19 protein-coding genes and 1 riboswitch are annotated in these 23,474 nt (G+C 58.5%); of the genes, 12 read left to right on the top strand and 7 right to left on the bottom strand.

Translation table 11 applies throughout. The features are described 5' to 3' along the window. Nucleotides 1-81 precede the first annotated feature (81 nt). The 7 genes from atpD to FXO11_RS20060 all read left to right on the top strand — a co-directional run bounded on the left by atpD (nt 82) and on the right by FXO11_RS20060 (nt 10,043). A complete protein-coding gene (atpD, locus tag FXO11_RS20090; RefSeq protein WP_148864709.1) occupies nt 82-1,473 on the top strand; it encodes a F0F1 ATP synthase subunit beta in 1,392 nt (463 codons plus the stop codon). Between the two features lie 33 nt (nt 1,474-1,506). Continuing rightward, nucleotides 1,507-1,926: a F0F1 ATP synthase subunit epsilon gene (locus FXO11_RS20085; RefSeq protein WP_148864708.1), complete on the top strand. Its 420-nt coding sequence runs from the start codon at nt 1,507-1,509 to the stop codon at nt 1,924-1,926. Between the two features lie 157 nt (nt 1,927-2,083). After that, nucleotides 2,084-3,451 (top strand): bifunctional UDP-N-acetylglucosamine diphosphorylase/glucosamine-1-phosphate N-acetyltransferase GlmU, encoded by a 1,368-nt coding sequence (gene glmU / locus FXO11_RS20080; protein ID WP_148864707.1) that lies wholly within the window; start codon nt 2,084-2,086, stop codon nt 3,449-3,451. Between the two features lie 52 nt (nt 3,452-3,503). Next, nucleotides 3,504-5,336: a glutamine--fructose-6-phosphate transaminase (isomerizing) gene (glmS, locus tag FXO11_RS20075; RefSeq protein ID WP_148864706.1), complete on the top strand. Its 1,833-nt coding sequence runs from the start codon at nt 3,504-3,506 to the stop codon at nt 5,334-5,336. Nucleotides 5,337-5,475: 139 nt separating this feature from the next. Then, a riboswitch (glycine riboswitch) is annotated at nt 5,476-5,574 on the top strand. A 163-nt stretch (nt 5,575-5,737) separates the two neighbouring features. After that, a complete protein-coding gene (locus tag FXO11_RS20070) occupies nt 5,738-6,982 on the top strand; it encodes a D-amino acid dehydrogenase (protein ID WP_148864705.1) in 1,245 nt (414 codons plus the stop codon). 590 nt (nt 6,983-7,572) lie between these two features. Further along, complete coding sequence (gene nhaB, locus FXO11_RS20065) at nt 7,573-9,078, top strand: sodium/proton antiporter NhaB (protein WP_148864704.1); 1,506 nt, start codon at nt 7,573-7,575, stop codon at nt 9,076-9,078. A gap of 113 nt (nt 9,079-9,191) precedes the next feature. Beyond that, nucleotides 9,192-10,043 carry a universal stress protein gene (locus tag FXO11_RS20060; protein ID WP_148864703.1) on the top strand — a complete coding sequence of 284 codons (852 nt, stop codon included), beginning with the start codon at nt 9,192-9,194 and terminating at the stop codon, nt 10,041-10,043. A gap of 71 nt (nt 10,044-10,114) precedes the next feature. Here FXO11_RS20060 and FXO11_RS20055 read toward each other — a convergent pair whose 3' ends face one another. Continuing rightward, the gene (locus FXO11_RS20055) at nt 10,115-10,384 is read right to left on the bottom strand and encodes a hypothetical protein (RefSeq protein ID WP_148864702.1); all 270 of its coding nucleotides are present in this window, start codon (nt 10,382-10,384) and stop codon (nt 10,115-10,117) included. After that, a complete protein-coding gene (locus FXO11_RS20050; RefSeq protein ID WP_148864701.1) occupies nt 10,381-11,295 on the bottom strand; it encodes an esterase/lipase family protein in 915 nt (304 codons plus the stop codon). The genes FXO11_RS20055 and FXO11_RS20050 overlap by 4 nt, the downstream gene beginning before the upstream one ends. A 281-nt stretch (nt 11,296-11,576) precedes the next feature. Between FXO11_RS20050 and FXO11_RS20045 the strand changes: the two genes are divergently transcribed. Further along, nucleotides 11,577-12,440 (top strand): substrate-binding periplasmic protein, encoded by an 864-nt coding sequence (locus FXO11_RS20045; RefSeq protein WP_148864700.1) that lies wholly within the window; start codon nt 11,577-11,579, stop codon nt 12,438-12,440. Nucleotides 12,441-12,450: 10 nt separating this feature from the next. On the opposite strand, the gene FXO11_RS20040 is transcribed toward FXO11_RS20045, so the two are convergent. Together FXO11_RS20040 and FXO11_RS20035 are read right to left on the bottom strand one after the other, a co-directional pair. After that, on the bottom strand, nt 12,451-13,200 hold the full coding sequence (locus FXO11_RS20040; RefSeq protein ID WP_148864699.1) for a DUF3047 domain-containing protein: 750 nt from the start codon (nt 13,198-13,200) through the stop codon (nt 12,451-12,453). Nucleotides 13,201-13,271: 71 nt separating this feature from the next. Next, nucleotides 13,272-13,886 carry a GNAT family N-acetyltransferase gene (locus FXO11_RS20035; protein ID WP_148864698.1) on the bottom strand — a complete coding sequence of 205 codons (615 nt, stop codon included), beginning with the start codon at nt 13,884-13,886 and terminating at the stop codon, nt 13,272-13,274. A gap of 128 nt (nt 13,887-14,014) precedes the next feature. Between FXO11_RS20035 and FXO11_RS20030 the strand changes: the two genes are divergently transcribed. Next, nucleotides 14,015-14,629 carry a LysE family translocator gene (locus tag FXO11_RS20030; protein ID WP_148864697.1) on the top strand — a complete coding sequence of 205 codons (615 nt, stop codon included), beginning with the start codon at nt 14,015-14,017 and terminating at the stop codon, nt 14,627-14,629. 255 nt (nt 14,630-14,884) lie between these two features. Next, a complete protein-coding gene (locus FXO11_RS20025; protein WP_148864696.1) occupies nt 14,885-16,189 on the top strand; it encodes a DEAD/DEAH box helicase in 1,305 nt (434 codons plus the stop codon). Nucleotides 16,190-16,344: 155 nt separating this feature from the next. Here the strand turns inward: FXO11_RS20025 and FXO11_RS20020 are convergent, their stop codons facing one another. Further along, a complete protein-coding gene (locus FXO11_RS20020; protein ID WP_148864695.1) occupies nt 16,345-16,818 on the bottom strand; it encodes a winged helix-turn-helix transcriptional regulator in 474 nt (157 codons plus the stop codon). A 116-nt stretch (nt 16,819-16,934) separates the two neighbouring features. On the opposite strand from FXO11_RS20020, the gene FXO11_RS20015 reads away from it, so the two are divergent. Beyond that, nucleotides 16,935-18,047: an NADH:flavin oxidoreductase gene (locus tag FXO11_RS20015; RefSeq protein ID WP_148864694.1), complete on the top strand. Its 1,113-nt coding sequence runs from the start codon at nt 16,935-16,937 to the stop codon at nt 18,045-18,047. Between the two features lie 294 nt (nt 18,048-18,341). Here the strand turns inward: FXO11_RS20015 and FXO11_RS20010 are convergent, their stop codons facing one another. Continuing rightward, entirely contained in the window at nt 18,342-19,247 is a 906-nt protein-coding gene (locus FXO11_RS20010) for a nucleotidyl transferase AbiEii/AbiGii toxin family protein (RefSeq protein WP_148864693.1), read from the bottom strand. 29 nt (nt 19,248-19,276) lie between these two features. After that, nucleotides 19,277-19,897 (bottom strand): type IV toxin-antitoxin system AbiEi family antitoxin domain-containing protein, encoded by a 621-nt coding sequence (locus tag FXO11_RS20005; RefSeq protein ID WP_227545986.1) that lies wholly within the window; start codon nt 19,895-19,897, stop codon nt 19,277-19,279. 188 nt (nt 19,898-20,085) lie between these two features. Between FXO11_RS20005 and FXO11_RS20000 the strand changes: the two genes are divergently transcribed. Next, complete coding sequence (locus tag FXO11_RS20000) at nt 20,086-23,472, top strand: RHS repeat-associated core domain-containing protein (protein WP_227546174.1); 3,387 nt, start codon at nt 20,086-20,088, stop codon at nt 23,470-23,472. Nucleotides 23,473-23,474 lie beyond the last annotated feature (2 nt).

Here is a 23,474-nt window from a genome sequence, read left to right as displayed (position 1 = left end):
CCTCACGATCCAACTGGTTTTAGTGGCTATTTGTTTAGTGACTACTGGCTTTAGTGACTACAAGATAACGAGGAACCGAGCATGAGTAGCGGACACATCGTTCAGATCATTGGCGCGGTTATCGACGTGGAATTTCCACGTGACTCCGTACCCAAAGTATATGACGCCCTGCTGCTTGAAGGTGGCGAGACGACTCTGGAAGTCCAGCAGCAGCTGGGTGACGGCATCGTTCGAACCATCGCCATGGGCAGTACCGAAGGCCTCAAGCGTGGCATGAAGGCCGAGAACACCAACGCCGCCATTTCCGTCCCGGTCGGCACCCAGACTCTGGGCCGTATCATGGACGTGCTGGGGCGTCCCATCGACGAAGCCGGCGAAATCGGCGAAGAAGAGCGTTGGGAGATCCACCGCAAGGCACCGGGTTACGCCGATCAGGCTGCTTCAGCGGACCTGCTTGAAACCGGTATCAAGGTCATCGACCTGATCTGTCCTTTCGCCAAGGGCGGTAAGGTTGGCCTGTTCGGGGGCGCGGGTGTTGGTAAGACCGTCAACATGATGGAGCTGATCAACAACATCGCCAAAGAACACTCCGGTCTGTCCGTATTCGCCGGTGTCGGCGAGCGTACCCGTGAGGGTAACGACTTCTACTATGAAATGAAGGAGTCCAACGTTCTCGACAAGGTGGCGATGGTTTACGGCCAGATGAACGAGCCTCCCGGGAACCGTCTGCGTGTGGCCCTGACCGGCCTGACCATTGCCGAGAAGTTCCGTGAAGAAGGCCGCGACGTTCTGTTGTTCGTCGACAACATCTACCGTTACACCTTGGCCGGTACCGAAGTTTCGGCCCTGCTGGGTCGTATGCCGTCCGCGGTAGGTTACCAGCCGACATTGGCCGAGGAGATGGGCCAGTTGCAGGAGCGGATCACCTCCACCAAGACCGGTTCCATCACCTCTATCCAGGCGGTCTACGTACCGGCGGATGACTTGACCGACCCGTCGCCGGCCACCACCTTCTCGCACCTGGATGCGACCGTGGTACTGAGCCGTGATATTGCTTCCAAGGGTATCTACCCGGCGATCGATCCGCTGGATTCCACCTCTCGTCAGTTGGATCCGCTAGTGATTGGTCAGGAGCATTATGAAGTGGCCCGTGGCGTGCAAACGAACCTGCAGCGTTTCAAAGAGCTGAAGGACATCATCGCCATTCTGGGTATGGACGAGCTGTCGGAAGAAGACAAGCTGACTGTTGCCCGCGCCCGTAAGATTGAGCGCTTCCTGTCCCAGCCGTTCCACGTGGCAGAAGTCTTCACCGGCTCGCCAGGTAAGTATGTGGCGCTGAAAGAGACGATCGCCAGCTTCAAGGGTATCCTGAACGGTGACTATGACGATATGCCTGAGCAGGCGTTCTACATGGTCGGTACCATCGAGGAAGCCGTTGAGAAAGCGAAGGAAATGAAGGCCAAAGAGAAGTAAGGCCGTCTTCCTGACTGATCAAAGAGGCTAAAAATGGCTATGACCATACATTGTGATGTCGTCAGTGCTGAAACGAAGATCTTCTCCGGGCTGGTCGAGATGCTGATCGCGGCCGGCTCCGAAGGTGATCTGGGTATCGCACCAGGACACACCCCGCTGCTAACTCAACTCAAGCCGGGTCCGGTGCGGGTGATCAAGCAGGGTGGTGAAGAGGAAATTCTCTACGTCTCCGGTGGTTACCTTGAAGTTCAGCCCTCGGTAGTCACGTTGTTGGCTGACACGGCAACCCGTGCCAAAGACGTCGACGAAGCGGCGGCCCAGCAAGCGCAGCGCGAAGCCGAGAAAGCTCTGGCGAACAAGACCGGTGAGTTCGAGTACGGTCGTGCAGCAGTGGAGCTGGCCGAAGCCGTCGCCAAGCTGAGAACGATTCAGCAGCTGCGGAACTCACGCTGACGCCTGACGCATCTACTGGTAGACTCGAAAGCCGCATCCTGACGTAGCCACCGTACCCGGTGCCGTTATAGAAGGATGCGGCTTTTTTGTTTCGTGGTCGCCCTCTGCCGCCGAGTGACGGACCGACCGTTCTACGTTTCAAGGAATCCAGACTGCTATGACCCAACCCCTCCACGTCGTTATCCTCGCCGCCGGTCAGGGCTCGCGCATGAAATCGAGCCTGCCCAAGGTCCTTCACAAGGTCGCCGGTAAACCGATGCTTCACCATGTCATCGATACTGCCCGGGCCCTCGGGGCTTCCGGCATTCACGGTGTTATCGGCCACGGTGCCGATCAGGTGCGCGCGGAGACCCCGGCGGAGGATATCCAGTGGGCGCTTCAGTCAGAGCAGCTCGGCACCGGCCATGCCGTGGCCCAAGCCCTGCCCAACCTACCCGATGAGGCGCGGGTTCTGATTCTCTACGGCGACGTCCCGTTGACCCGGCCGGAAACGCTTCAGCACCTGGCTGATCAGGTCAGCGAAGCCGCTATCGCACTGCTCACTGTGGAGCTGGACAATCCCGATGGCTATGGCCGCATCGTGCGGGATACCGGCGGCAACGTTCAGTCCATCGTCGAGCAAAAGGACGCTAACAGCGAACAACTGCGTATCCGGGAAGTGAATACGGGCATTCTCGGCGTGTCGGCCCGCCAGTTGAAGGAATGGTTGCCGAAGCTCTCCAACAGTAATGCCCAGGGCGAATATTACCTGACCGACGTCATCGCCATGGCAGTGAAAGAAAATGTAGGCGTCAAGGTGGCTCATCCGCTCACCGGCTTTGAAGTGCAGGGCGTGAACAATCGCGTCCAGCTGGCTGAGCTGGAACGTTGGTACCAAGCGGAGGAGGCCCGCCGGCTCATGACCGAAGGCGCCACCTTGGCCGACCCCGCGCGAATCGATGTGCGCGGCAGGCTTACTGTCGGCCAGGACGCCACCATCGACGTCAATGTGGTGTTCGAGGGTGAAGTGACCGTTGAGTCCAATGTCGCTATCGGCCCCCACTGCTTCATCCGCAATGCCGTCCTGCGCGAAGGTGCGCAGATCGAAGCCCACTCCGTGATTGACGGCGCCGATGTCGGACCCGGCGCCCAGGTCGGCCCCTTTGCTCGCCTACGTCCCGGCACCGAGCTGGCAAAAGGCGCCAAAGTGGGTAACTTCGTCGAAACCAAGAAGGCCATTGTTGGCGAAGGCAGCAAGATCAATCATCTCAGTTATGTCGGCGATGCCTTGCTGGGCCGTAATGTGAATGTGGGTGCAGGCACCATCACCTGCAACTATGATGGGGTGAACAAACACCAGACCCGTCTGGGCGACGACGTCTTTGTCGGTTCCAATACCGCATTGGTCGCACCGGTGACGGTGGCCGAAGGCGCAACTATCGGCGCCGGCTCCACCATCACTCGAGACGTCGAAGCCGACGAGCTGGCTGTTGCTCGCGGTCGCCAGCGCAACATTCAGGATTGGGCGCGTCCGCAAAAGAAATAGTCGATGGATTCGCCGTTAAGCCGGCTCGATAACCGAGGTTTAGGACAAAGGTATGTGTGGAATTGTAGGTGCAGTATCGGAAAGGGATGTCCCGGCCATTTTGCTGGAGGGGCTGCGGCGGCTTGAATACCGGGGTTACGACTCTGCGGGTATGGCAGTGTTGGACCCAACGGGCGCGTTAGTACGGGAGCGGGAAGTGGGCAAGGTCAGCGCTTTGGCCGACGTCCTGAAAACCTCGCCGAATCGCGGACTCGTGGGCATCGCCCATACCCGTTGGGCGACCCACGGGGAGCCTTCCCGGCAGAATGCCCATCCGCACATGTCCGGCGAGCGGCTGGCGATCGTCCATAACGGTATTATTGAGAATTATCAGCCGCTGCGGGAACGCCTGAAGGGCGAGGGCTTCAATTTCACCTCCCAGACCGACACCGAAGTGGTGGCCCATCTGATCGAATCGCATTTCCGCAAGGCCGGCGATTTGCTCGAGGCGGTGAAGGCGTCTATCGCCGAACTGCGCGGCGCTTTCGCCCTGGCCGTGCTCCATGCGGACGATCCTGAGCGAATCATCGTCAGCCGGGAAGGGAGCCCGCTGGTTGTGGGTGTGGGTATCGGCGAGAATTTTGCCGCTTCCGACCCGTTGGCTTTGCTCCCGGTAACGGATCGCTTCATCTACCTGGAAGAAGGCGATGTGGCGGAAATCCGCAAAGACAACGTACGTCTTTGGGATCGCGACGGCCAAGCGGTTGAGCGCCCAACGCACCGCTACGAACACGGCCATGACGCCGCCGATAAAGGCGAGTACCGTCACTTTATGCTCAAGGAAATCTACGAGCAGCCCAAGGTGATTCAGGCCACCATGGAGGGCCGCCTGACCGACAGTAAGGTGCTGGAACAGGCATTGGGCACCGACGCCGAGAATCTATTGGCGGATATCCGTCACGTCCAGATCGTTGCCTGCGGCACCAGTTACCATGCCGGTATGGTGGCGCGTTACTGGATCGAAGAACTGGCCGGCGTGCCCTGTTCAGTGGAAGTAGCCTCGGAATTCCGTTACCGCAGCCACGTGATACAGCCCGATACCCTCTTTCTAACCATCTCCCAGTCCGGTGAGACCGCCGATACCCTGGCCGCACTTCGCCAGGCCAAACAGGCCGGTTTCCGGGCAGCTCTGGCGGTATGCAACGTGCCGGGCAGTTCGCTGGTCCGCGAATCCGACTTAGTGGTCATGACTCAGGCCGGTCCGGAAATCGGCGTTGCGTCCACCAAGGCGTTCACGACCCAGCTTACCGCTTTGCTGATCTTTACCCTGGCACTCGCCCGTCGTAATGGCCTGGGGAATGAGAAAGAAGCTGAAATTGTCCAGGCGCTGCGTCAGTTGCCGAAACAGGTTGAACAAGTCCTCGCGCTGGACGGCAAGATTGCCGATCTGAGCCGCGCCTTCATCGACAAACACCACAGCCTGTTCCTGGGCCGGGGCGCCATGTTCCCGGTCGCCCTGGAAGGGGCCCTCAAGCTTAAGGAAATTTCCTATATCCACGCGGAAGCCTACCCCGCCGGCGAACTCAAGCATGGTCCGCTGGCCCTGGTGGACAGCGAAATGCCGGTCGTCACCGTGGCGCCCAATAACATGATGATGGAAAAGCTCATGTCCAACCTGGAAGAGGTTCGTGCCCGGGGCGGTGAGCTGTTCGTGTTCGCCGACGGTGAAGCGGGTCTGGCAGAGGACGATGGCGTCCATGTGATGTCGATCCCGGCAGTTCACCCGATTACCGCGCCGATTGTGTATACGGTGCCGTTGCAGTTGCTGTCCTACCATGTGGCTGTACTGAAAGGCACCGATGTGGACCAGCCGCGCAACTTGGCCAAGAGTGTGACGGTCGAATAAAAGATATCCGGTCCGGGGCCTCCGGCCCCGTAGCCTAGCGTCAGCCTATGGCAACCGACGCCTGTTTTGCGCGGTATGTTTTTTACCAACGGCATATCTGCTATCTTTCCGCTACGGATCAAAATAAACACCATTATTCGACGTGATAGCGGGAGAGACTGATCCACACTGCGGTGTGGTCGGCGCCGAAGGAGCAACTGCCCCGGAAACTCTCAGGCAAAAGGACCGCTATCACGGGACACTTTCCGAAGAGCTGCCGACATCTGCGTCAGTTGGCACACCGAAGGAGCAAGCGGTCGCTGGACTTGTGTAGCGGCGCGTGAATCTCTCAGGTTCAGTGACGGAAGGGGTGCTTTCTGCAGTTGTGTAGAAAGCTGACCCCGACGCGCCTGGAGATGATCATGAAACGTATTGCTGTTATTGGCGGCGGTATTACCGGTATTACGACCGCCTACACCTTGGCCAAGCGTGGCCTCGACGTCACTGTCTTCGAAAAACACCGCTACGCGGCGATGGAAACGTCTTTCGCCAATGGCGGGCAGTTGTCGGCCTCCAACGCCGAAGTCTGGAACAACTGGAAAACCATCGTTAAGGGCCTGCGCTGGATGATGCGCAACGATGCGCCTTTGCTGGTCAACCCTAAGCCCTCCTGGCATAAGCTGAGCTGGTTCGCCGAGTTCATCGCCGCCATACCCCAGTACGAAACCAATACCACCGAAACGGCGCGCTTGGCGATCGCCGCCCGAGACCACCTATTTGAGTGGGCCAAGAACGAGGGCATCGATTTCGATCTGGAGCGTCGCGGTATTCTGCATATCTACCGCAAAAAGGCCGGCTTCGATCACGCCGCGAACGTCACCAAGCTGCTGGCAGCCGGGGGCCTTGAGCGCCGTGCGGTAACGCCGGAAGAGATGCGTGCCATCGAACCGACACTGGCGGGTACCTATTACGGCGGCTTCTTCACGGAGAGCGATTCCACGGGCGATATCCACAAATTTACGCAGGGCCTGGCTGCGGCTACCGAGCGGCTGGGCGTGGAAACTCGTTACGGCCACGCGGTCACTGATTTGGGCGCCGACCAGAGCCGCGCCTGGGTCACGTCAAGCGACGGCGAGGATGAACAGCGCCATGAGTTCGATGGCCTGGTCGTCTGTGCGGGCGTGGGAAGCCGTGCCCTGGCCGCCAAGCTCGGCGACCGGGTGAATATTTATCCGGTTAAGGGCTACTCGATCACCGTCCACCTGGACGAGCCGCAGTCCCAAGAGTCCGCGCCCACCGTCAGCCTGCTGGACGATGAAACCAAGATCGTCACCAGTCGATTGGGCGACGACCGTTTCCGGGTGGCGGGTACGGCCGAATTCAGCGGCTACAACCGGGATATCCGAGCAAACCGGGTTCAGCCGCTAGTGACCTGGGTCGAGCAATGTTTCCCAGGCGTGAGCACGCGCCGGGTCGTACCCTGGGCGGGGCTGCGGCCGATGCTGCCGAACATGATGCCACGGGTCGGGCCGGGTCGGCTGCCAACCGTGTTCTATAACACCGGTCATGGTCACCTGGGTTGGACGCTCTCCGCCATCACTGCAGAAATGCTGGCCGATGCGGTAGAAAATCCCTCGACGGCTCAGACCATCAGCACTGCGCGCTAGCATGGCACACTAGGTCCTCCCCAGAGGTGGGCCTAGTGCTGCGCTCCGCTTGTTCGTGGGCTTGGTTTTTCTGACGTTGTCGCCCTGCACTTGAAGCCTCAACTTGCGCCATGCCTGACACAGCGATGTGGGCGATCCCGCCATTTGGGTCACTTGCTCGCTCATGCTTTCTCTCCCCTCTTCAGTTCATGCCGACTGCCTAGTGCTCTAGCCTCAAGATAGGTCGAAGTTGGATAAAAATACAAATGAAAATTATTATCATTTGAAGCGAATCAAGATGTTTCGCCTATTCAACCCGGACAAGGCGACGCTCTGTTAAATCCGGTCAGTCGCAGACTCGCTTTCGAGAAGGCGCGGCTGCGCAGCAGACCATGGATGGCATTTACATGGCGGCAGTAACAAAGCTGCCGGCGTTTTGCTATTATTCCGCCGGTTTTTGTTGAGCCGGGCAATGTGCCTGGTTTGACTCAGGGACGCCCCATGCCGTGCTCGCGCTTTATATAGCGGCCCTAATCCGGCTCAAGTTCCCTTCCTTTCGATCTCAAACAACAATTGACTCGTTCCAACAACTAAAAACGACGGCGGATACCATGCCAACCACTGTATTTGGCGGCTTTACCGCGAATTTTCTCGGCAATGCGCCGACCTGGTACAAGCAGGCGATTCTACTTTTCCTTGCCATCAATCCTCTGGTGCTATGGGCACTTGGCCCTGGCGTCGCGGGTTGGCTACTGGTCGGCGAGTTCATCTTCACGCTGGCGATGGCGTTGAAATGCTACCCACTCCAGCCCGGCGGGTTGCTGGCGATCGAGGCCCTGCTCATCGGCATGACGTCGGCGGATGCGGTTTATCTGGAGGTCCTGCACAACCTGCCGGTGATCATGCTGCTGATGTTCATGGTGGCGGGCATCTACTTCATGAAGGACCTGCTACTGGTCACGTTTACCCAGATTCTGGTGGGTGTACGGTCCAAGTCCAAGCTGTCGCTACTGTTCTCCCTCGCGGCTGCGTTTCTTTCGGCGTTTCTCGATGCTTTGACGGTCACCGCGGTCATTATCAGCGTTGCGGTCGGTTTCTATTCGGTCTACCACAAGGTGGCTTCGGGCAAGGGCTACCATCACGACGACCACAACGCCAATTCGGATGAAAGTGTCATCGAATTACACCGGGAGGATCTGGAGGATTTCCGCGCGTTTCTTCGCAGCCTGCTGATGCACGGTGCTGTCGGCACCGCCCTGGGTGGTGTTGCCACTATGGTGGGCGAGCCTCAGAACTTGCTGATTGCCAAGGAAGTGGGCTGGGATTTTGCCACTTTCTTCCAGCGCACGGCGCCGGTGAGCCTGCCGGTATTGGTCGCCGGCCTGTTCACCTGTTTGGTGCTGGAGAAACTGCGCTGGTTCGGTTACGGGGCTCGCCTGCCCAAACCGGTGCGTCAGGTGCTGGAAGAATTCGCCGCCAACGAGCGCGCTCGCCGTACCGCTTCTGATCGCGCTGCTCTCTGGATCCAGGGATTGGCCGCGATTGTCCTGGTGGTCGGTTTGGCGTTCCATCTGGCCGAAGTGGGCTTGATCGGCCTGCTGGTCATCATCCTGATCACGTCCTTTACCGGCATTACCGATGAGCACCAAATCGGCAAGGCATTCCAGGAAGCGCTGCCGTTCACCTCGCTACTGATCGTGTTTTTCGCCATCGTCGCGGTGATCCACGAGCAGCACTTGTTCACGCCGGTCATCAACTATGTGCTGAGTCTGCCTGAGTCCCAGCAGCCGGGCATGTTTTTTGTGGCCAACGGCCTGCTGTCGATGATCAGCGATAATGTTTTCGTGGCTACGGTCTACATCAGCGAAATCAAACAGGCGCTGGAGTCGGGTGCCATCTCCCAGGCTCACTTCGAGAAGCTGGCGGTGGCGATCAACACCGGCACCAACCTGCCCAGCGTGGCCACGCCGAACGGCCAGGCGGCGTTTCTATTTTTGCTGACCTCGGCCATCGCGCCGTTGGTTAGGCTGTCCTACGGCCGAATGGTGGTGATGGCGTTCCCGTATACCCTGGTTATGGGAACCGTCGGCCTATTATGTGTGGTCAACTTCATCTGAATGGCTGCGTGACGCCGGCTATCGGTTCAAGGCACACTGGGAACGAAAGATGGCGGGGCGCGGCGAGCGCCGAAACAGAGTGCTGAAACAGAGCGCCGAAATAGGAGGGAACGATGTCCAATGTTGTCGCATGTATCGATGGTTCACGATCGACCATGGCCGTCTGTGACTATGCTGCCTGGGCCACCCTCCGGCTCACGGCGCCGCTGATGCTGTTCCACGTGTTGGACCAGCAGCGCTACCCCACCGAACCGGACCTGGCGGGCAGCATCGGTCTCGGCAGCCGCGAGCATCTACTGGAAGAGCTGGCGGAGCTGGATCAGAAACGCAGCCGCCTTGCACTCGATCAAGGACGGCACATGCTGGAGGCGGCCCAGGCGAGGGTGCGGGAGGATGGCGTGGAGGCGGTCCAGCAGCGTCAGCGCCACGGCGATTTGGCGGAAAGCCTGCTGGATATAGAAAATAAAATCCGCCTATTGGTGATGGGATTGCACGGCGAGAGCAGCAGCGACCGCGACGACCATATCGGTAGCCAGCTTGAAACCGTTATTCGCACCCTGCACCATCCCATCCTTTTGGTGCCGGACGAGTTCAGTCCGCCGCGCAGTGCCATGCTGGCGTTTGATGGCAGCGAAACCGTCCAGCGGGGCGTGGACCTGCTGTCCAATAGTCCGATCTTTCGCGATTTCCCGCTCCACTTGGTCATGGTAGGCACCGAATCCGAGACCGCCCGGGCTCAGCTCAAAGCCGCAGAGCAAAAGCTCACGGCGGCCGGCTGCGAGGTTCACCTGAGCATCCGCGCCGGAGACGTGGAAAAAACGCTGCATGCCTACCAGGAAGAGCACGCCATCGATCTACTGGTGATGGGCGCCTATGGCCATTCCCGCATCCGTCAGTTTTTGGTGGGAAGCACCACCACCAACATGCTCAAGACCAGCCGCAGCCCGCTGATCATTTTGCGTTAGCTATTCAGACACAGGGGCTTAGGCCAAACGTCAACGGGCTCTAGGGTCCTACTCTAGGACCCCAGTCTTCACTACCCGCTGGCTCTCAACCAGCTATTCAAGGTCCGCGCCGTTCCACTGACGGTGCGATAGCTCACAGTCGAAATGCCGTGATGCAGTTGCCGCACCCGCTGACTGACCGGGCGGGTGACGGGAATCCGGGCCAGAATGTTGAAGGTCTCGTCTGCAATCGATAGATGCACGGCTTCAAGCCGGGTCGCGGTAACGTCCACACCGGCGGTGGTCAGATCGATTACGCCCAGCCACCAGTCCCGGCGCGATACGGGGGGTGTTGTCTTCATTGCAGCCATTCCTCCAATTGCGCCAGCACCCTTGGGTGGTGGGCGAGACGAATATGATGGATGCCCGGAAAGGTCGCCGTGCCATCCAGACACCAGTCGTCCTGGCCCTGGCCGCAGGCGCTACCTTCATGCACCAAAGCGTCGCCGATCAGGGCGTTGACCGGATGATTGCGCTGGCGGCCGAGCAGGCCCGATACGGCGAAGTGTCGCACACCTGCCATCAAGGGCGCAGTTTCGTTGTCTCCCTCGGTCACCACACCCTGATTGAGATTGCGAATGCCGACGCTGCGCAGATTAATCAAATCCGCCACAGCCTTTAGATAATCCCGTGGGAGCTGCTGCATCAGGTCCGTGGTTCCGTGGGCCAGACGCGCCAGCCACGAGCCGTCGTGGGGCGATCCCAAATAAATACAGCTATCCAGGCGCTCGGTCCAACCGCACGCGTTCTCCGCGCCGTAATGACAGGCGCTGCGAATCAGCAGTCCGCCCATGCTATGGCCCACCAGTACCAGATTTTCCACGGGCACGGGCCAGGCACCGACCAGTTGTTCGAGCATCTCGGAGAGGTCGCGGCCGTTCTGGTAGATTGCACGTCCAGAGTTGTAGCGCAGGGTTAAAGCCGTGGCACCGAGGGGCTCGCTTAGCGCGGTGGCGTAGTTGTAGCCGGGTTGGCCAGGGAAATCCCAGATCGTTTCCAGCTCGGTCAAGCCATGGATAAGGATGATCAGCGTACGCCTATGCTCCGCGCCCGCCTCCGTGGCCAACGTATCCAGCGAGAGCGCCCGATCATGATTAAAGAGCTGCATGGGGACGGCCAAAGGGTTGGCCCGGGCTTCCAGCCAGTCGCCGAGAAAGCCACTGAGGAGGGCCGAGGCCTGGTTTTGCCAATGGCTAAGTGATGTGGGCGGCATAATGTCCTACCATGCTGACTGCTGGCTGATTAGTGTACAGCTTAAGCGTCGTGATGACCTGCACCATTGGCCCTTCAGTCCGCCTTCGGTGACAGACAGACCAATCGGGATGCTGGCATCGGTAACGCAATCATTCGTGGGGCATCCAGCTTATCTGTTAAGGGGCACTCGTTAATTATTCGTTGGCTGAACGTGAAGCCCTTGCGATAATCGTCTCATCGGTAAATGGATACGGATGAATGGATTCGGACAGGGCTCGATTCAGAGCCGGGAGTATTTGAGTGGCAAAGGATTGTGGCAGTTTTATGCAGCGGGCGCTGTTCCGTTGTAAAGGCCTTCTGGTGGTGTTGATCTGCCTTTATTCCGCGACCGCCTGGTCCCAGCGGCCCACATTGCGCATTGGCTACGTGGAATTTCCTCCCTACGAATTTCAGGACGCGCAAGGCAACGCTGCCGGAAGTTTTATCGAGCTAACCCGCAGGGTTGCCGCGGAGGCAGGCTACCGGACCGAATTCATCTATTTGCCGCCCAGCCGGCTCTATCTTTATCTGCGCGAAGGCCGCATCGACGTTTGGCCCGGCCTCACTTACATTCCAACGCTCCAGGACCATGTACTTGTCAGCGAATCCATACCGTTGCGGATCGAGCTAAGCGCCTGGCATCTTAAAGGTACCCCGCCTGTCAGGCAGTTCGATGACCTGCGCAACCGTCCTCTGATTTTGGTTTCCGGATACACGTACGGCGGTCTGGCGAGCTATCTGAACCAGCAATCGGGTACCCGCCTGAGCTATTCCGCAACCCATGAGTCCGCCGTCGATATGTTGCGCTTGGCGCGCGGCGATTATTTGATCGACTACCGCGAACCCATAGAGGCGCTTGGCCGGACGGAGCCGATGGCTGACCTCCGCCAGTCCTTCCTTCTTGAAACTGTAGCAACCTGGCTCTTTTCCCTGAAAGACGAGCACGCGCGACAATTTCAGGCCGACTTCGATGCCGCCTACCAGCGATTGCAGGCACGCGATGAGCTGCCGTTCGAGCCAGAGCCAGCGATGAATGCCAGGCTGCCGGGGTTCCCCGATTTGCCGGTCAGGGATACCGCTGACGTAAGAGCCGTGGGTTCCGGAGTCAAGGGACTGGGCGAGTAGACCTATGCGCTCAGGATGCGTCCCCGGCGGCCTTCTGGGACGGCTCTATTCGGATCAGTTCTATATCGCCGTACCAGGCCGTTGCCGACTCGCCGGTGTTATCGGAATCCGTCATGATGCCGATCCCGATAATCGTTGGCGGCGGTTCGCCGAAGGCCGTGCGATAGTCAGAGACGATATCCCGTTCAACCGTAACCCATTCTCCAGCTTTCTCGCCGCCACTGGTGACGGCGATCATACGGGTTTCGTCGGTATAGGGGTTGGGCACCATGGCGCCCAACGGCAGACGATTGGCCCAGATGTAATTCAGGGCATTGCCCGGTAGCTCGTTGCCGTAAAAAACCTCCACCGCCTTGCGTTTGGCCCTTTCCAGCAGACCCGCCTTTTCCGGCTGGAAGGCGAAGGCCACGTATATACGGGCAGGGTAATCGTCACCGTTCTTTTGCCGGGCATCGCCGTTTTCATAGACGCTGCTGACTTTCCAGCGCCAGCGCAGGAGCATTTTCTCGCCGGGCTCGATGGATATCCGGGCAATACGGCCTGATGCGCTGTTATCGGTATCGGCCTGGACGACTTGCGTCTCGTCCTCGGTAATCAGGGTATAGCGGGTGTGGCGGTCGACCCGGGGAAAATCCAGCGCCGACCAGCCATCGTCGAGGCCGGACATGGTCGAGAAGGGCTTGACGATATCAGCGTTGATCGGTGTGGTGGCAAAGCCGACCAGCACGGCCAAAAAAAAGGAACAGGGCTTAATGCCCATGAGATATAGCTCCGTAACAGGAATGTCCGCCTATTTTCAGTCTTTCCTTGGCGTTCGTCCAATCAGTAACGCTAGCCGCCATTAGCTCTTTCCCGCAACCGGGCCAACTTGAAGGCAAGGGACTTCTTCACGGTCGGCCATTCATGCTCGATGATCGAAAACACGACAGTGTCGCGATAGGCGCCATCCGGCTCGATCCGGTGATTGCGCAGTACGCCGTCCTGCTTGGCCCCGAGTCGGGCAATGGCGCGGCGGGAGGCCTCGTTATGCCAATGAGTGCGGAATTCCACAGCGACGGTTCGGAGGGTTTCGAAGGCGTGCGTGAGTAGCAGTTGCTTGCATTCGGTATTCACCGTGGTGCGCTGGAAACGCTGGGCATACCAGGTGTAGCCGATCTCCAGCCGGCGGTGCTCGGGTTCGGCATGGCAGTAGCGGGTGGAGCCGATGATGCGCCCTGTCCGGTTCTCAAAAACCACGAAAGGCAGGGCAACGCCTCTGACCTTGTCGGCCAATGCACTTTCGATATAGCTGTCAACGGTCTCCGCTGAAGGCGCGCCGGTAAACCAGAGTTCCCAGAGCCGTCCATCGGAGGAGGCTTCGACCAGGGCGTCCCGGTGATCGGAGGAAAGGGGCACCAAACTAACGGTGTCGCCCGTCAGCTTTACTTCCTCGAGCCACGTTTTCATGCTTCCATGTCCTTGTCGTTGAGGTCGTGTCCCACGATAGCGTGCGGGTTTATACCCCATTAAGTGTCGCCCGGCTTTGCCGTCGTCCTCAAGCAATGCTGGCGAGTTTCTGCTGACTGGAGTGTCGGGTGCAGCTCTACCTGCTCTTTCTATTAATGGCGACAGCGACGGTGCTTAGCCCCGGTCCCGGTGTCGTGATGACCTTATCCAACGCCCTGCGTTCGGGCCGGCGCGGTACGTTGGGCGGTATCCTCGGGGTTGCCTGTGGCGCTCTGGTGGTGGCCGTTATATCCGCCACCAGCCTGGGCGTACTGCTCGCGACGTCCGCGAAAGCCTTTACCGTACTCAAGTTTGTGGGCGCCGCTTATCTGGTCTACCTGGGGATCAGACTCTGGCGTGCGCCGTCGTTAAACCTTTCAGTCGCGACGGATACCGCGGCGGACCGCTTTCGCAACCGCTTTGCCGAAGGCATCGCCATTCAGCTTACCAATCCCAAGGTGGTGCTGTTCTTTCTCTCGATTTTTCCCCAGTTCATCGATTCAACGGCGGATTACGGCGTGCAGTTCGCGGCGCTGTCGCTGACTTATGCCGGCATCGTCGTTGCCGTCCATCTCGTGTACGCCCTGTTCGCCAAACGTGCCCGGCGTTGGTTGGTGTCGGAGCGGGGTGGCCGGATCATGAACCGCACGGCCGGGACGACCTTCCTATTCTTTGGTGGTGTGCTGGCGACAGCCCAGCGCTAATCCCGTTTTAATAACTGGAGCGATTCGGGACATAGCGGTTATCCACAGCGAACAATGATCGTTTTACCGGCGTGTGTCTGTTATTCTGCATTCCGTTCCTACCTCGAAGGATGCCGCTTTTCACGCGGCGACCCCACTTCATACGACCTTTCAGAGGGCGGCGCCGCCAAATTTTTCGCGCGCCTGCAGTCGTTTTTTTCATGATATCCGCAGCGTATTCGACGTGCTGGACGGGTATCACAAGAGAGTTTATCTATGAGTTTTGAGTCTCTCGGCCTGTCCGAATCGCTCGTCCGTGCCACTAAAGAAAGAGGTTACGAGACCCCGTCGCCGATCCAGGCCCAGGCTATTCCCGCCGTATTGTCCGGCAAGGACGTTATGGCGGCTGCCCAGACCGGTACCGGCAAGACAGCTGGCTTCACGTTACCCCTATTACAGCGGCTGTCAGAACTGCCGCGCCGCGGCAAGGGCGTACGGGCACTGATCCTTGCGCCCACCCGTGAATTGGCCGCCCAAGTGGGTGAAAGTGTGGCCCTGTATGGCCGCCACCAGTCAGTCCGTTCCGCCGTCGTCTTCGGCGGCGTAAAAATCAACCCGCAGATCCGCACCCTGCGTCAGGGCGTGGACGTACTGGTCGCCACCCCGGGCCGATTGCTGGATCTGCACCAGCAGGGCATGGTCAACTTCGACGGCCTGGATATGCTGGTGCTGGACGAAGCGGATCGCATGCTGGATATGGGCTTCATTCGCGATATCCGCAAGATCCTGGCCCTGTTGCCGAAGCAACGCCAGAATCTGATGTTCTCGGCCACCTTCTCGCCGGATATCCGTAAGCTGGCGGAAGGCCTGCTGGATAGCCCGGTGCTGGTGGAAGTCGCGCCGCGCAACACCACGGTTGAAGCCATCAAGCAGACCATCCACCCGGTGGACCAAAACCGCAAGTCGGCGCTGCTGAGCCAACTGGTTTCAGACAACGACTGGCAGCAGGTGCTGGTATTTACCCGCACCAAGCACGGTGCCAATCGCCTGAGCCAAAAGCTGGAAAAAGACGGCATCACCGCTGCCGCGATCCATGGCAATAAATCCCAGAATGCCCGTACCCGGGCGCTGGCCGACTTCAAAGGCGGCGAGATCCGCGTGCTGGTAGCCACCGATATCGCGGCCCGCGGCCTGGATATCAAACAGTTGCCGCAGGTGGTGAATTTCGAACTGCCCAACGTACCGGAAGATTACGTGCACCGTATCGGCCGCACCGGACGGGCGGGCGAAAGCGGCCATGCGGTATCCCTGGTCAGCGCTGATGAAGGCAAGCTGCTGGTGGGGATCGAAAAACTGATCAAGAAGGAGCTGCCGCGGGAAGTCATCACCGGCTACGAGCCGAGTGTGGCGATTACCGCCAAGGCCAAGCCGGATCAAAACCGGGGCCGGGGTAACGGTGGCCGGAACGGCAACAATGGCCGCCAAGGCCGGCCGGGTGGTAACGCCCAGGGCCGTGGACGCAGTCAGGACGCACGTTCATCGGGCAATCGCCAAGGTGGACAGGCGCGTCGGCAGGACTGAGCGTCTGCCGCACCAGTAGCAAGAAAGCCGGGCATCGTCCCGGCTTTCTTCGTTTAAACGCCTGCCTTCAATAAGCTTCAGGCAGACGGTCTGCGTCCTCGAGACTAAAGCACCAACATCCCGCGCACGTCTGAGAAATGCTTCACTAGCCAACTCTAGCCAACTTTGGTTTTCGACGGAGCCTTGCCCTCAAGATGCGGCATGAAGACATCGCGGATGGTCAGCGGCTTGCCGCCGGCACTCTGTACCGTCATTGGCTGGATGGGCTGGCCGGTTTCGCGATCGCGCAGGTCCAGCGGTGCCTGGTCCGGAGACGGATTCCATTTATCCCCCCACTGGCGCAGGGCGATTACCACCGGGAACAGATCCCGGCCTTTTTCCGTCAAGCGATATTCATGGCGGGAACCGTGCTCGCCCACGTCCTCTTTGCGCAACACCTCATTGTCCACCAATCGCGCCAAGCGATCGCAGAGGATATTGCGGGCAATCCCCAGCTCCTGCTGGAAATCGACGAAACGGCGGGTGCCGTACATCGCCTGCAGTACGATCAGCAGCGACCACCAGTCCCCGACCTCGTTCAGGGCCCGGGCGACGGAACATGTGGAATCGTCAAAACGTTTTCTAGCCATGGTTCGAGTCTATCGAATAGGGTTGCATTTTAAAACCAGATTAAATAGAGTTTCATTATGAAACCAAATTTAGCCGGTGATCTGCCGACTGTCGATCTTTCCTGGAGACCTGTTCCATGTCCATGAATCTGGGCCCGCTTTTTGAACCGTTTGAGATCAACGACCTCACCCTGCGTAACCGCGTCGCCATGGCGCCGATGACCCGCAACTTCTCACCAGGCAACGTACCGGGTGAGAAGGTGGTCGACTACTACCGTCGCCGCGCGGAAGGGGGTGTGGGGCTGCTGATCACCGAGGGCACCACGGTCAACCACCCGGCAGCGAATGGATATGAAAACGTCCCGTTCTTCCACGGCACCGAAGCCCTGGCGGGCTGGAAGACTGTGGTCGATGCGGTACATGCCGCCGGCGGCGCTATTTTCCCGCAACTTTGGCATGTCGGCGCAGTACGCCGTGAAGGCATGGAGCCGGACCCCAAGGTACCTGGCTACAGCCCGTCCGGTTTGTACGCGCCGGACAAACCCAACGGCAAGGCCATGACCAAGGAAGACATCGCCGATGTGGTCAATGCGTTTGCGGACGCCGCCCAGGACGCCAAGGCGCTGGGCTTTGACGGCGTCGAGATTCACGGCGCCCACGGCTACATCATCGATCAGTTCTTCTGGGAAGGCACCAACCAGCGTGATGACGAATACGGCGGCAGCATGGCCAACCGTCAGCGTTTCGCCATCGAGATTATCGAAGCCGTGCGCCACCGTGTGGGCCCGGATTTCCCCATCATGCTGCGGTTTTCCCAATGGAAGATGCAGGACTACGACGCCAAGCTGGCCAAGACGCCGGAAGAGCTTGAGCAGTTCCTCAAGCCGCTGGTCGAGGCGGGTGTCGACATCTTCCATGCCTCTACCCGCCGCTTCTGGGAGCCGGAATTCGAAGGCTCCGACCTCAACCTGGCCGGCTGGACCCAGAAGCTTTCAGGCAAGCCCACCATGTCCGTCGGCAGCGTCGGCCTCACCGAAGACTTCATCAGCGGCACCTTCGCCAGCAAGAAAGAAGCGGTGGAGCAGTCCGGCATCGACGAACTGGTCGAGCGGATGAACAACAACGAGTTCGAGCTGATCGCCGTCGGCCGCGCGTTACTGCAGGACCCGGAGTGGCTGGTGAAGGTGAAAGAAGGCCGTATCGGTGAAGTGGAGCCGTTTGCCAAGAAGTCGTTGGCGAAGCTTTTTTAATAGCCGAACCCGATTCTATGCGGGGCTCTTATTAGGGGGCCCCCGAACACACGCATGTCGTGTGCTAAGGTGCCGTTCGCAAAGCCTAGGGTGGCTCCGTGATGTTGTTTGTGCGGTTCCCGCAAGCAACCCACTTCCAACCAGAGGCAGCAAACTCCACTACGAGTTCAAACACGTTGCCGCATTTCTCTTTGAAGACCATACGGTCATAGAACACTGAATTCAGCGCGATATTTCGTAGATATGCTGGTCGCGATGCAGCAGCGACTGTTCGATGTCGTCTTCCGAAATAAGCTAGCCATCGGCCTGCCGACTCCATGGACCGGGTGGGTGCCAGATTTGCTCGGGGGCGCCAGCGGCGTGATTCGCCATCACGGGTGCAAGAAATTCAGTCACTGCCGCCACTACCTGCGCGAACGCCTCCGGCACATGAGGCTGGCCAAGGCGTTTCCGGAACGCCTGCCATTGTGACTGCTTACTGTCCACAAACGCGTCAGAAAAAGGACTGCTTTCTGGAACCTTCGTGTTTCTCCGCTCAAACGTTCTTACTACAGCGCCGGAAAGATTCGCCAAGGCAAAGTCATGTTGGCGCGAAAGCAGCCAGATATCGTAGAAATCCTTCATGCGGCTGTTCAGCTCGCCCAATTTGACCATCGCCTGGAACTTCTCTGCGATGGACGATTCCGGGGTATAGCACTGGATTCGGGCGGTGGGGAAATCCAGCAAGGCCGGGAACTCATGCCAGGACGGAAACGGAAAGATTGGATCGCCGAAACCGATATCGAGCTGCATAGGGATTTTGGCGTTCTCGAGAAGACCGGTAAAGGTGACCCTCACGCCCTGATAATCCGCGTCTTCAGTAATGGCTTCTGCTTTCAGGGTACTCGAATCGAAACGCAGGCCATCATCAACCACCTCTGTGGCAACCACATCACGAACCTGACCGAGAATAGCTCCAGGCTCGTTGCTGGTCTGGCCCAGCATATCAATGTCGCGAGTCGGGCGGCTGGTCGGCCCCTGCATGGCCCATAGCATCAAAGCGCCCTTGAGTGTGAAGCACGTGTTGTGGGGCGATTGGCTCAATCGATAAAGAAATCGCTCCATCGCGTAGTATTGCAACAGCTCCTGGAACGGACGTTTCTCTTCCCGGGATTTATTCAGCAGTTTCTGACGCACGGACGCGGTGATGTTTCTAGCCACAGTGAACTCCTTTCACTTCTTTATTCTATTCATAGCTTGGCTTCCACATAGGGGGCCATCACTTTGGCAACCCGGCAGATTCTGGCGCATTCCATCAGCTTGCCTGGCAGAAAGGGTCTGCGGGTCCGGTAAAGCTCCAGGGCCTCCAGCACTACGTCCATGCCAATGCGGTTACGGAACTTGAAGCAATCCGCCAGAGTTTTCTCCGGGCTATAGACCTGCAGCGTGTTGCCATCTACCTCGACTTGCTCGATACCTTTATTGAAGGCTTGCCCGGAGAACCGGTAACCGGTTATCGGGGGATAGTCCAGAACCGGCAGGCGAGCATCGCGCTCGACCGCCAAGTGCACCTGGTGGGGAATCTGCGTGGTGATGCCGTGCCAGTCCAGGGCAGAAATCAGACAGAGCACGGCATGGGGGAAACGGGTGACGGCCGCCACCAGATCGGGATTCTCAATCGGTGGGAGATCCGACAGCCGATACAGGCCACGACTGACTTGCTCGATCAGCCCTTCATCTCGGAGTTGATAGAACTGGTACCGGCTGATGCCCTGTGCCAGTGCCTCGCTCATACGGAGCTGGCCACCGTGCTGGCGGAAAAGGGCTTGGAGTTGCGCCCGGAACGATGGGGAGGCGCCGGAATCAGACAAGTTGTCACCACTTATTAATATATGGAGACAGTTTGTCTGATTGTCGTTAAGGGTTCAACCAGCGGCTTCCTTGGAACTTTCAGCTCCTTCGTTTTGCATGGAGGGCGGAAACTGGATGACCAGGTTTCTCATTTCAAGCCTCCACCCGCCGCTTCTGGGAGTCGGAATTTGAAGGCTCCAACCTCAACCTGGCCGACTGGACCCAGAATGCGTCCGACAACGCCAGCCTCAAGCTGGATTGGGAATCCAGCATTCAACATTGCGAAGCGTCCAGCTTTGCAGGCTTCGAGGACTGGCGTCTGCCCAATATCAACGAACTCCTATACGTGCTCCCCAACGATGTGTTCGAGCACCAGACCGAACTGGTCTTCCCCGACGGCGAGTACTGGACGCCGGATGCCAGTTTCCGCAAGCCTTACTGGAGTTCCACGACCAACTTCCAGAACGACGATCAGGCGTGGGCAATCGAGAGCGCCAGCTTTAATAGCGAGCAATTCAACAAGACGGATGCCTACCATGTGCGCTGTGTACGCGACGCCGCGTCCTCTGCCCGCATGCCGTACCGCTTTGACTCCGAAGGCAAGCACGTTGCGACCATCGATCTCGACAGTGGCAAAACTCTGGTTGGGTTTTCTTACAATGATGCCGGTAAGCTCGACGAAATTGCCGACCGTTTCGGCAACATCCTATCTATTGAGCGGAATGCGGAAGGCAAGCCCCAGCGGATTGTGGCGCCGGATGGCCAGGTAACCGAGCTGACCGTCGATGAGGAGAATAACCTCAGCGCCCTTACCTACGAAGACGGTAGCAACTACCAGTTCTTCTACCAGCCTGGCGGCCTGTTGACCGAAAAGGTTGATCCCAATGGTTACAGCTACCCCCATGAATTCAATGGAAACGGCCGTGTCTACCAGACCCAGGATCCGGAAGGCGGCCAGTGGAACTTCTTCGATAACAGGTTAGGCATTGGGCACAACGAATACGGCTACACCACGGCCGAAGGTAATCAATATCAGACGGTGCGCAAGGTCCTGGACAACGGGGACGTTCGCAAGGAGACCACTTACAAGAACGGTTCCACCCTGGTGGATATTCTGCGGGCGGATCAACTTCAGCAGACCACCTCATATGGCGGTGTAACCATAGTTGTGGACAAGGTGTTGGATTCCAAGACGTTGCAGGAAATACCCAGCGTTATCATAGTCACCCAGCCCAGCGGCCTTGCCAGCACCACAACCATGACGAAGACGTATGGCCAGAATGGTGCGGACACCACCCGCTATAACATCACCACCGATGTAAACGGTGATGTCAGCACAACAGAGGTGGACGCCTGGGCCGGCACCCTGACCCAGACTTCCGCCGAAGGCCGGGTGGTCGCCGAAGTGGTAGACCCCGACACCTTGCTCACTCAGAGCATCTCTGTGGCGGGAATGCTGGACACCTTATTTAAATACGACCAGCGTGGCCGCCTTGATGAGCAGACCGTGGGCGACCGGAGCACAACCTACAGCTACGACACCGAAGGTCGTGGTGAGGTAACGGCTATTACCGCGGCTGATGGCAAACAAACGCTTTACGAGTACGACCTGCTGGGGCGCGTCACGAAGATCACCTACCCGGATGGCCATGCCACGCTCAGTGAGTACGACGAGAACGGCAACCGAACCACGCTGGTTGTGCCAAGTCCGGCCAAGCACGACAACACGTTCAACGGCATTAACCGGGTCACCTCGGAAACCACCCCGTTGGGTGAAACTACCCAATACGAGTACGACCGTGATCGCCGCCTGACCGCGATTGAACTGCCATCCGATGAACGGCTGGAGCACACCTATACCCAGAACCGGTTGACTCGGACTGACACGCCGGAAGGGGCAATCCTCTACGACTATCATCACGGCGACCAGCTCAGCCAGGTCAGCGAAGGCAGTGAAACCCTCTCCTACACCTGGGATGGCAGCCTGCTGAAGGAAATCTGGTATCAGGGTGAGCTCAACGAAGGCATCCAGTATGAGCACGATACCAACTTCCAGGTCAGCCAGGTGTCCTATGCCGACGACAGCACCAGCCTGGCCTATGACCGGGACGGCTTGCTAACCGGTATCCACGGCTTCACCATCAGCCGCCATACCGAGCATGGCCTACCGGTAAGCCTGGACGATGGCACCCTGAACAAAACGTTTGCCTACAACGGCCACGGCGAAGTCACTGACGTCAGCACCGAGCTGAATCAGGCTGTGGCCTTCGATTACGAACTGACCTACAACAGCGTTGGCCAAATCGTCGGCAAAACGGAAACCCTGCCGGGCGGAGTGATCAACGAGTACAGCTACATGTACGATGATCTCTACCGCCTGACCGGGGTGACGAAGAACAATCAGTTGGTGGAGCGATACCAGTACGACGCCAACGGTAACCGAACCCTGGTCACCAGCACTGAACGGGGCGTGTCCGGTACAACGGCCAGCTACAACTTGGGCGACCAACTGCAAAGCCAGGGCAACACCAGTTACAGCTATGATGCCAACGGCCGTCTGAACCAGACAACCACCGGCACGGATGTCACAACTTACGACTACGACAGCCAGGGCCGTCTCAAACAGGTACAGACCCCGGCACATACCATCGAATACCGCCACAACGCCCTGGGCAACCGGGTTGCCAAGGTCAAGGATGGTGAAGTGGTGGAGCGCTACCTGTGGCAGGACAAGACCACTCTGCTGGCCATCTACGATGGGGACGGCAACCTTAGTCAGCGTTTCGAATATACGCTGGGTCATGCTCCCACAAGCTTCACCGATAACGGCGAGACCTATTACCTGTTGACCGACCAGTTGGGCAGTCCAAGGGTGATTACTGATAGTGCGGGGCAAGTGGTCAAAGCCATCGAGTACGATGCTTACGGCAATGTGATCAGTGACAGCAATCCGAATATCACGATTCCCTTTGGTTTTGCGGGGGGCTTGAAAGATAGCGATACTGGGCTGATCCGGTTCGGGTCTCGAGACTACGATGCAGAAACAGGCCGCTGGACGGCACGGGACCCGATTGGTTTTGCGGGTGGGGATACGAACCTTTACGGATACGTGGCGAACGATCCTGTTAACTTTGTCGATCCAACCGGTGAAATTGCGTGGATCGTCGGCGCAATCGTGGGTGCGGGTGCTGATTTGGCCTGGCAGATGATTGTGGAGGGTAAGTCCTGGAGTTGTGTCGACGGAGGGCAAGTAGCTGCTGCGGCGGCAATGGGCGCGGTTGGTGGCGGACTGCTTGATAAGATCGGAAAGCTTAGTAAGGTTACGGAAAAGGGGTTAGGTGGCAATCCATTCAAAGGAAAAACTCCTCAGCAAATCGATAAGATGCTCCGCGACAAAGGATTCGAACTAAAAGGGCCTGACCCTGCTACGGGAAAGGGAAGTTATATTAACCCCCGTACTGGAAGAAAGTACTACATCGACAAAGGCGGAAAATATAAAAAAGGAACAGAGCTGCCTCATGTAGATGTCCATCGACCATCAAGCTCGGCTTTGCCCAAGAAGAAGCTCCCCTTGGGCGACCGGCTAATTGAATGATA

It is taken from the genome of Marinobacter fonticola (assembly GCF_008122265.1).
In the GTDB taxonomy this organism is placed as follows: domain Bacteria; phylum Pseudomonadota; class Gammaproteobacteria; order Pseudomonadales; family Oleiphilaceae; genus Marinobacter_A; species Marinobacter_A fonticola.
Note: the sequence above shows the minus strand (reverse complement) of the source record. Positions and strands in the feature narration are given on the sequence as shown.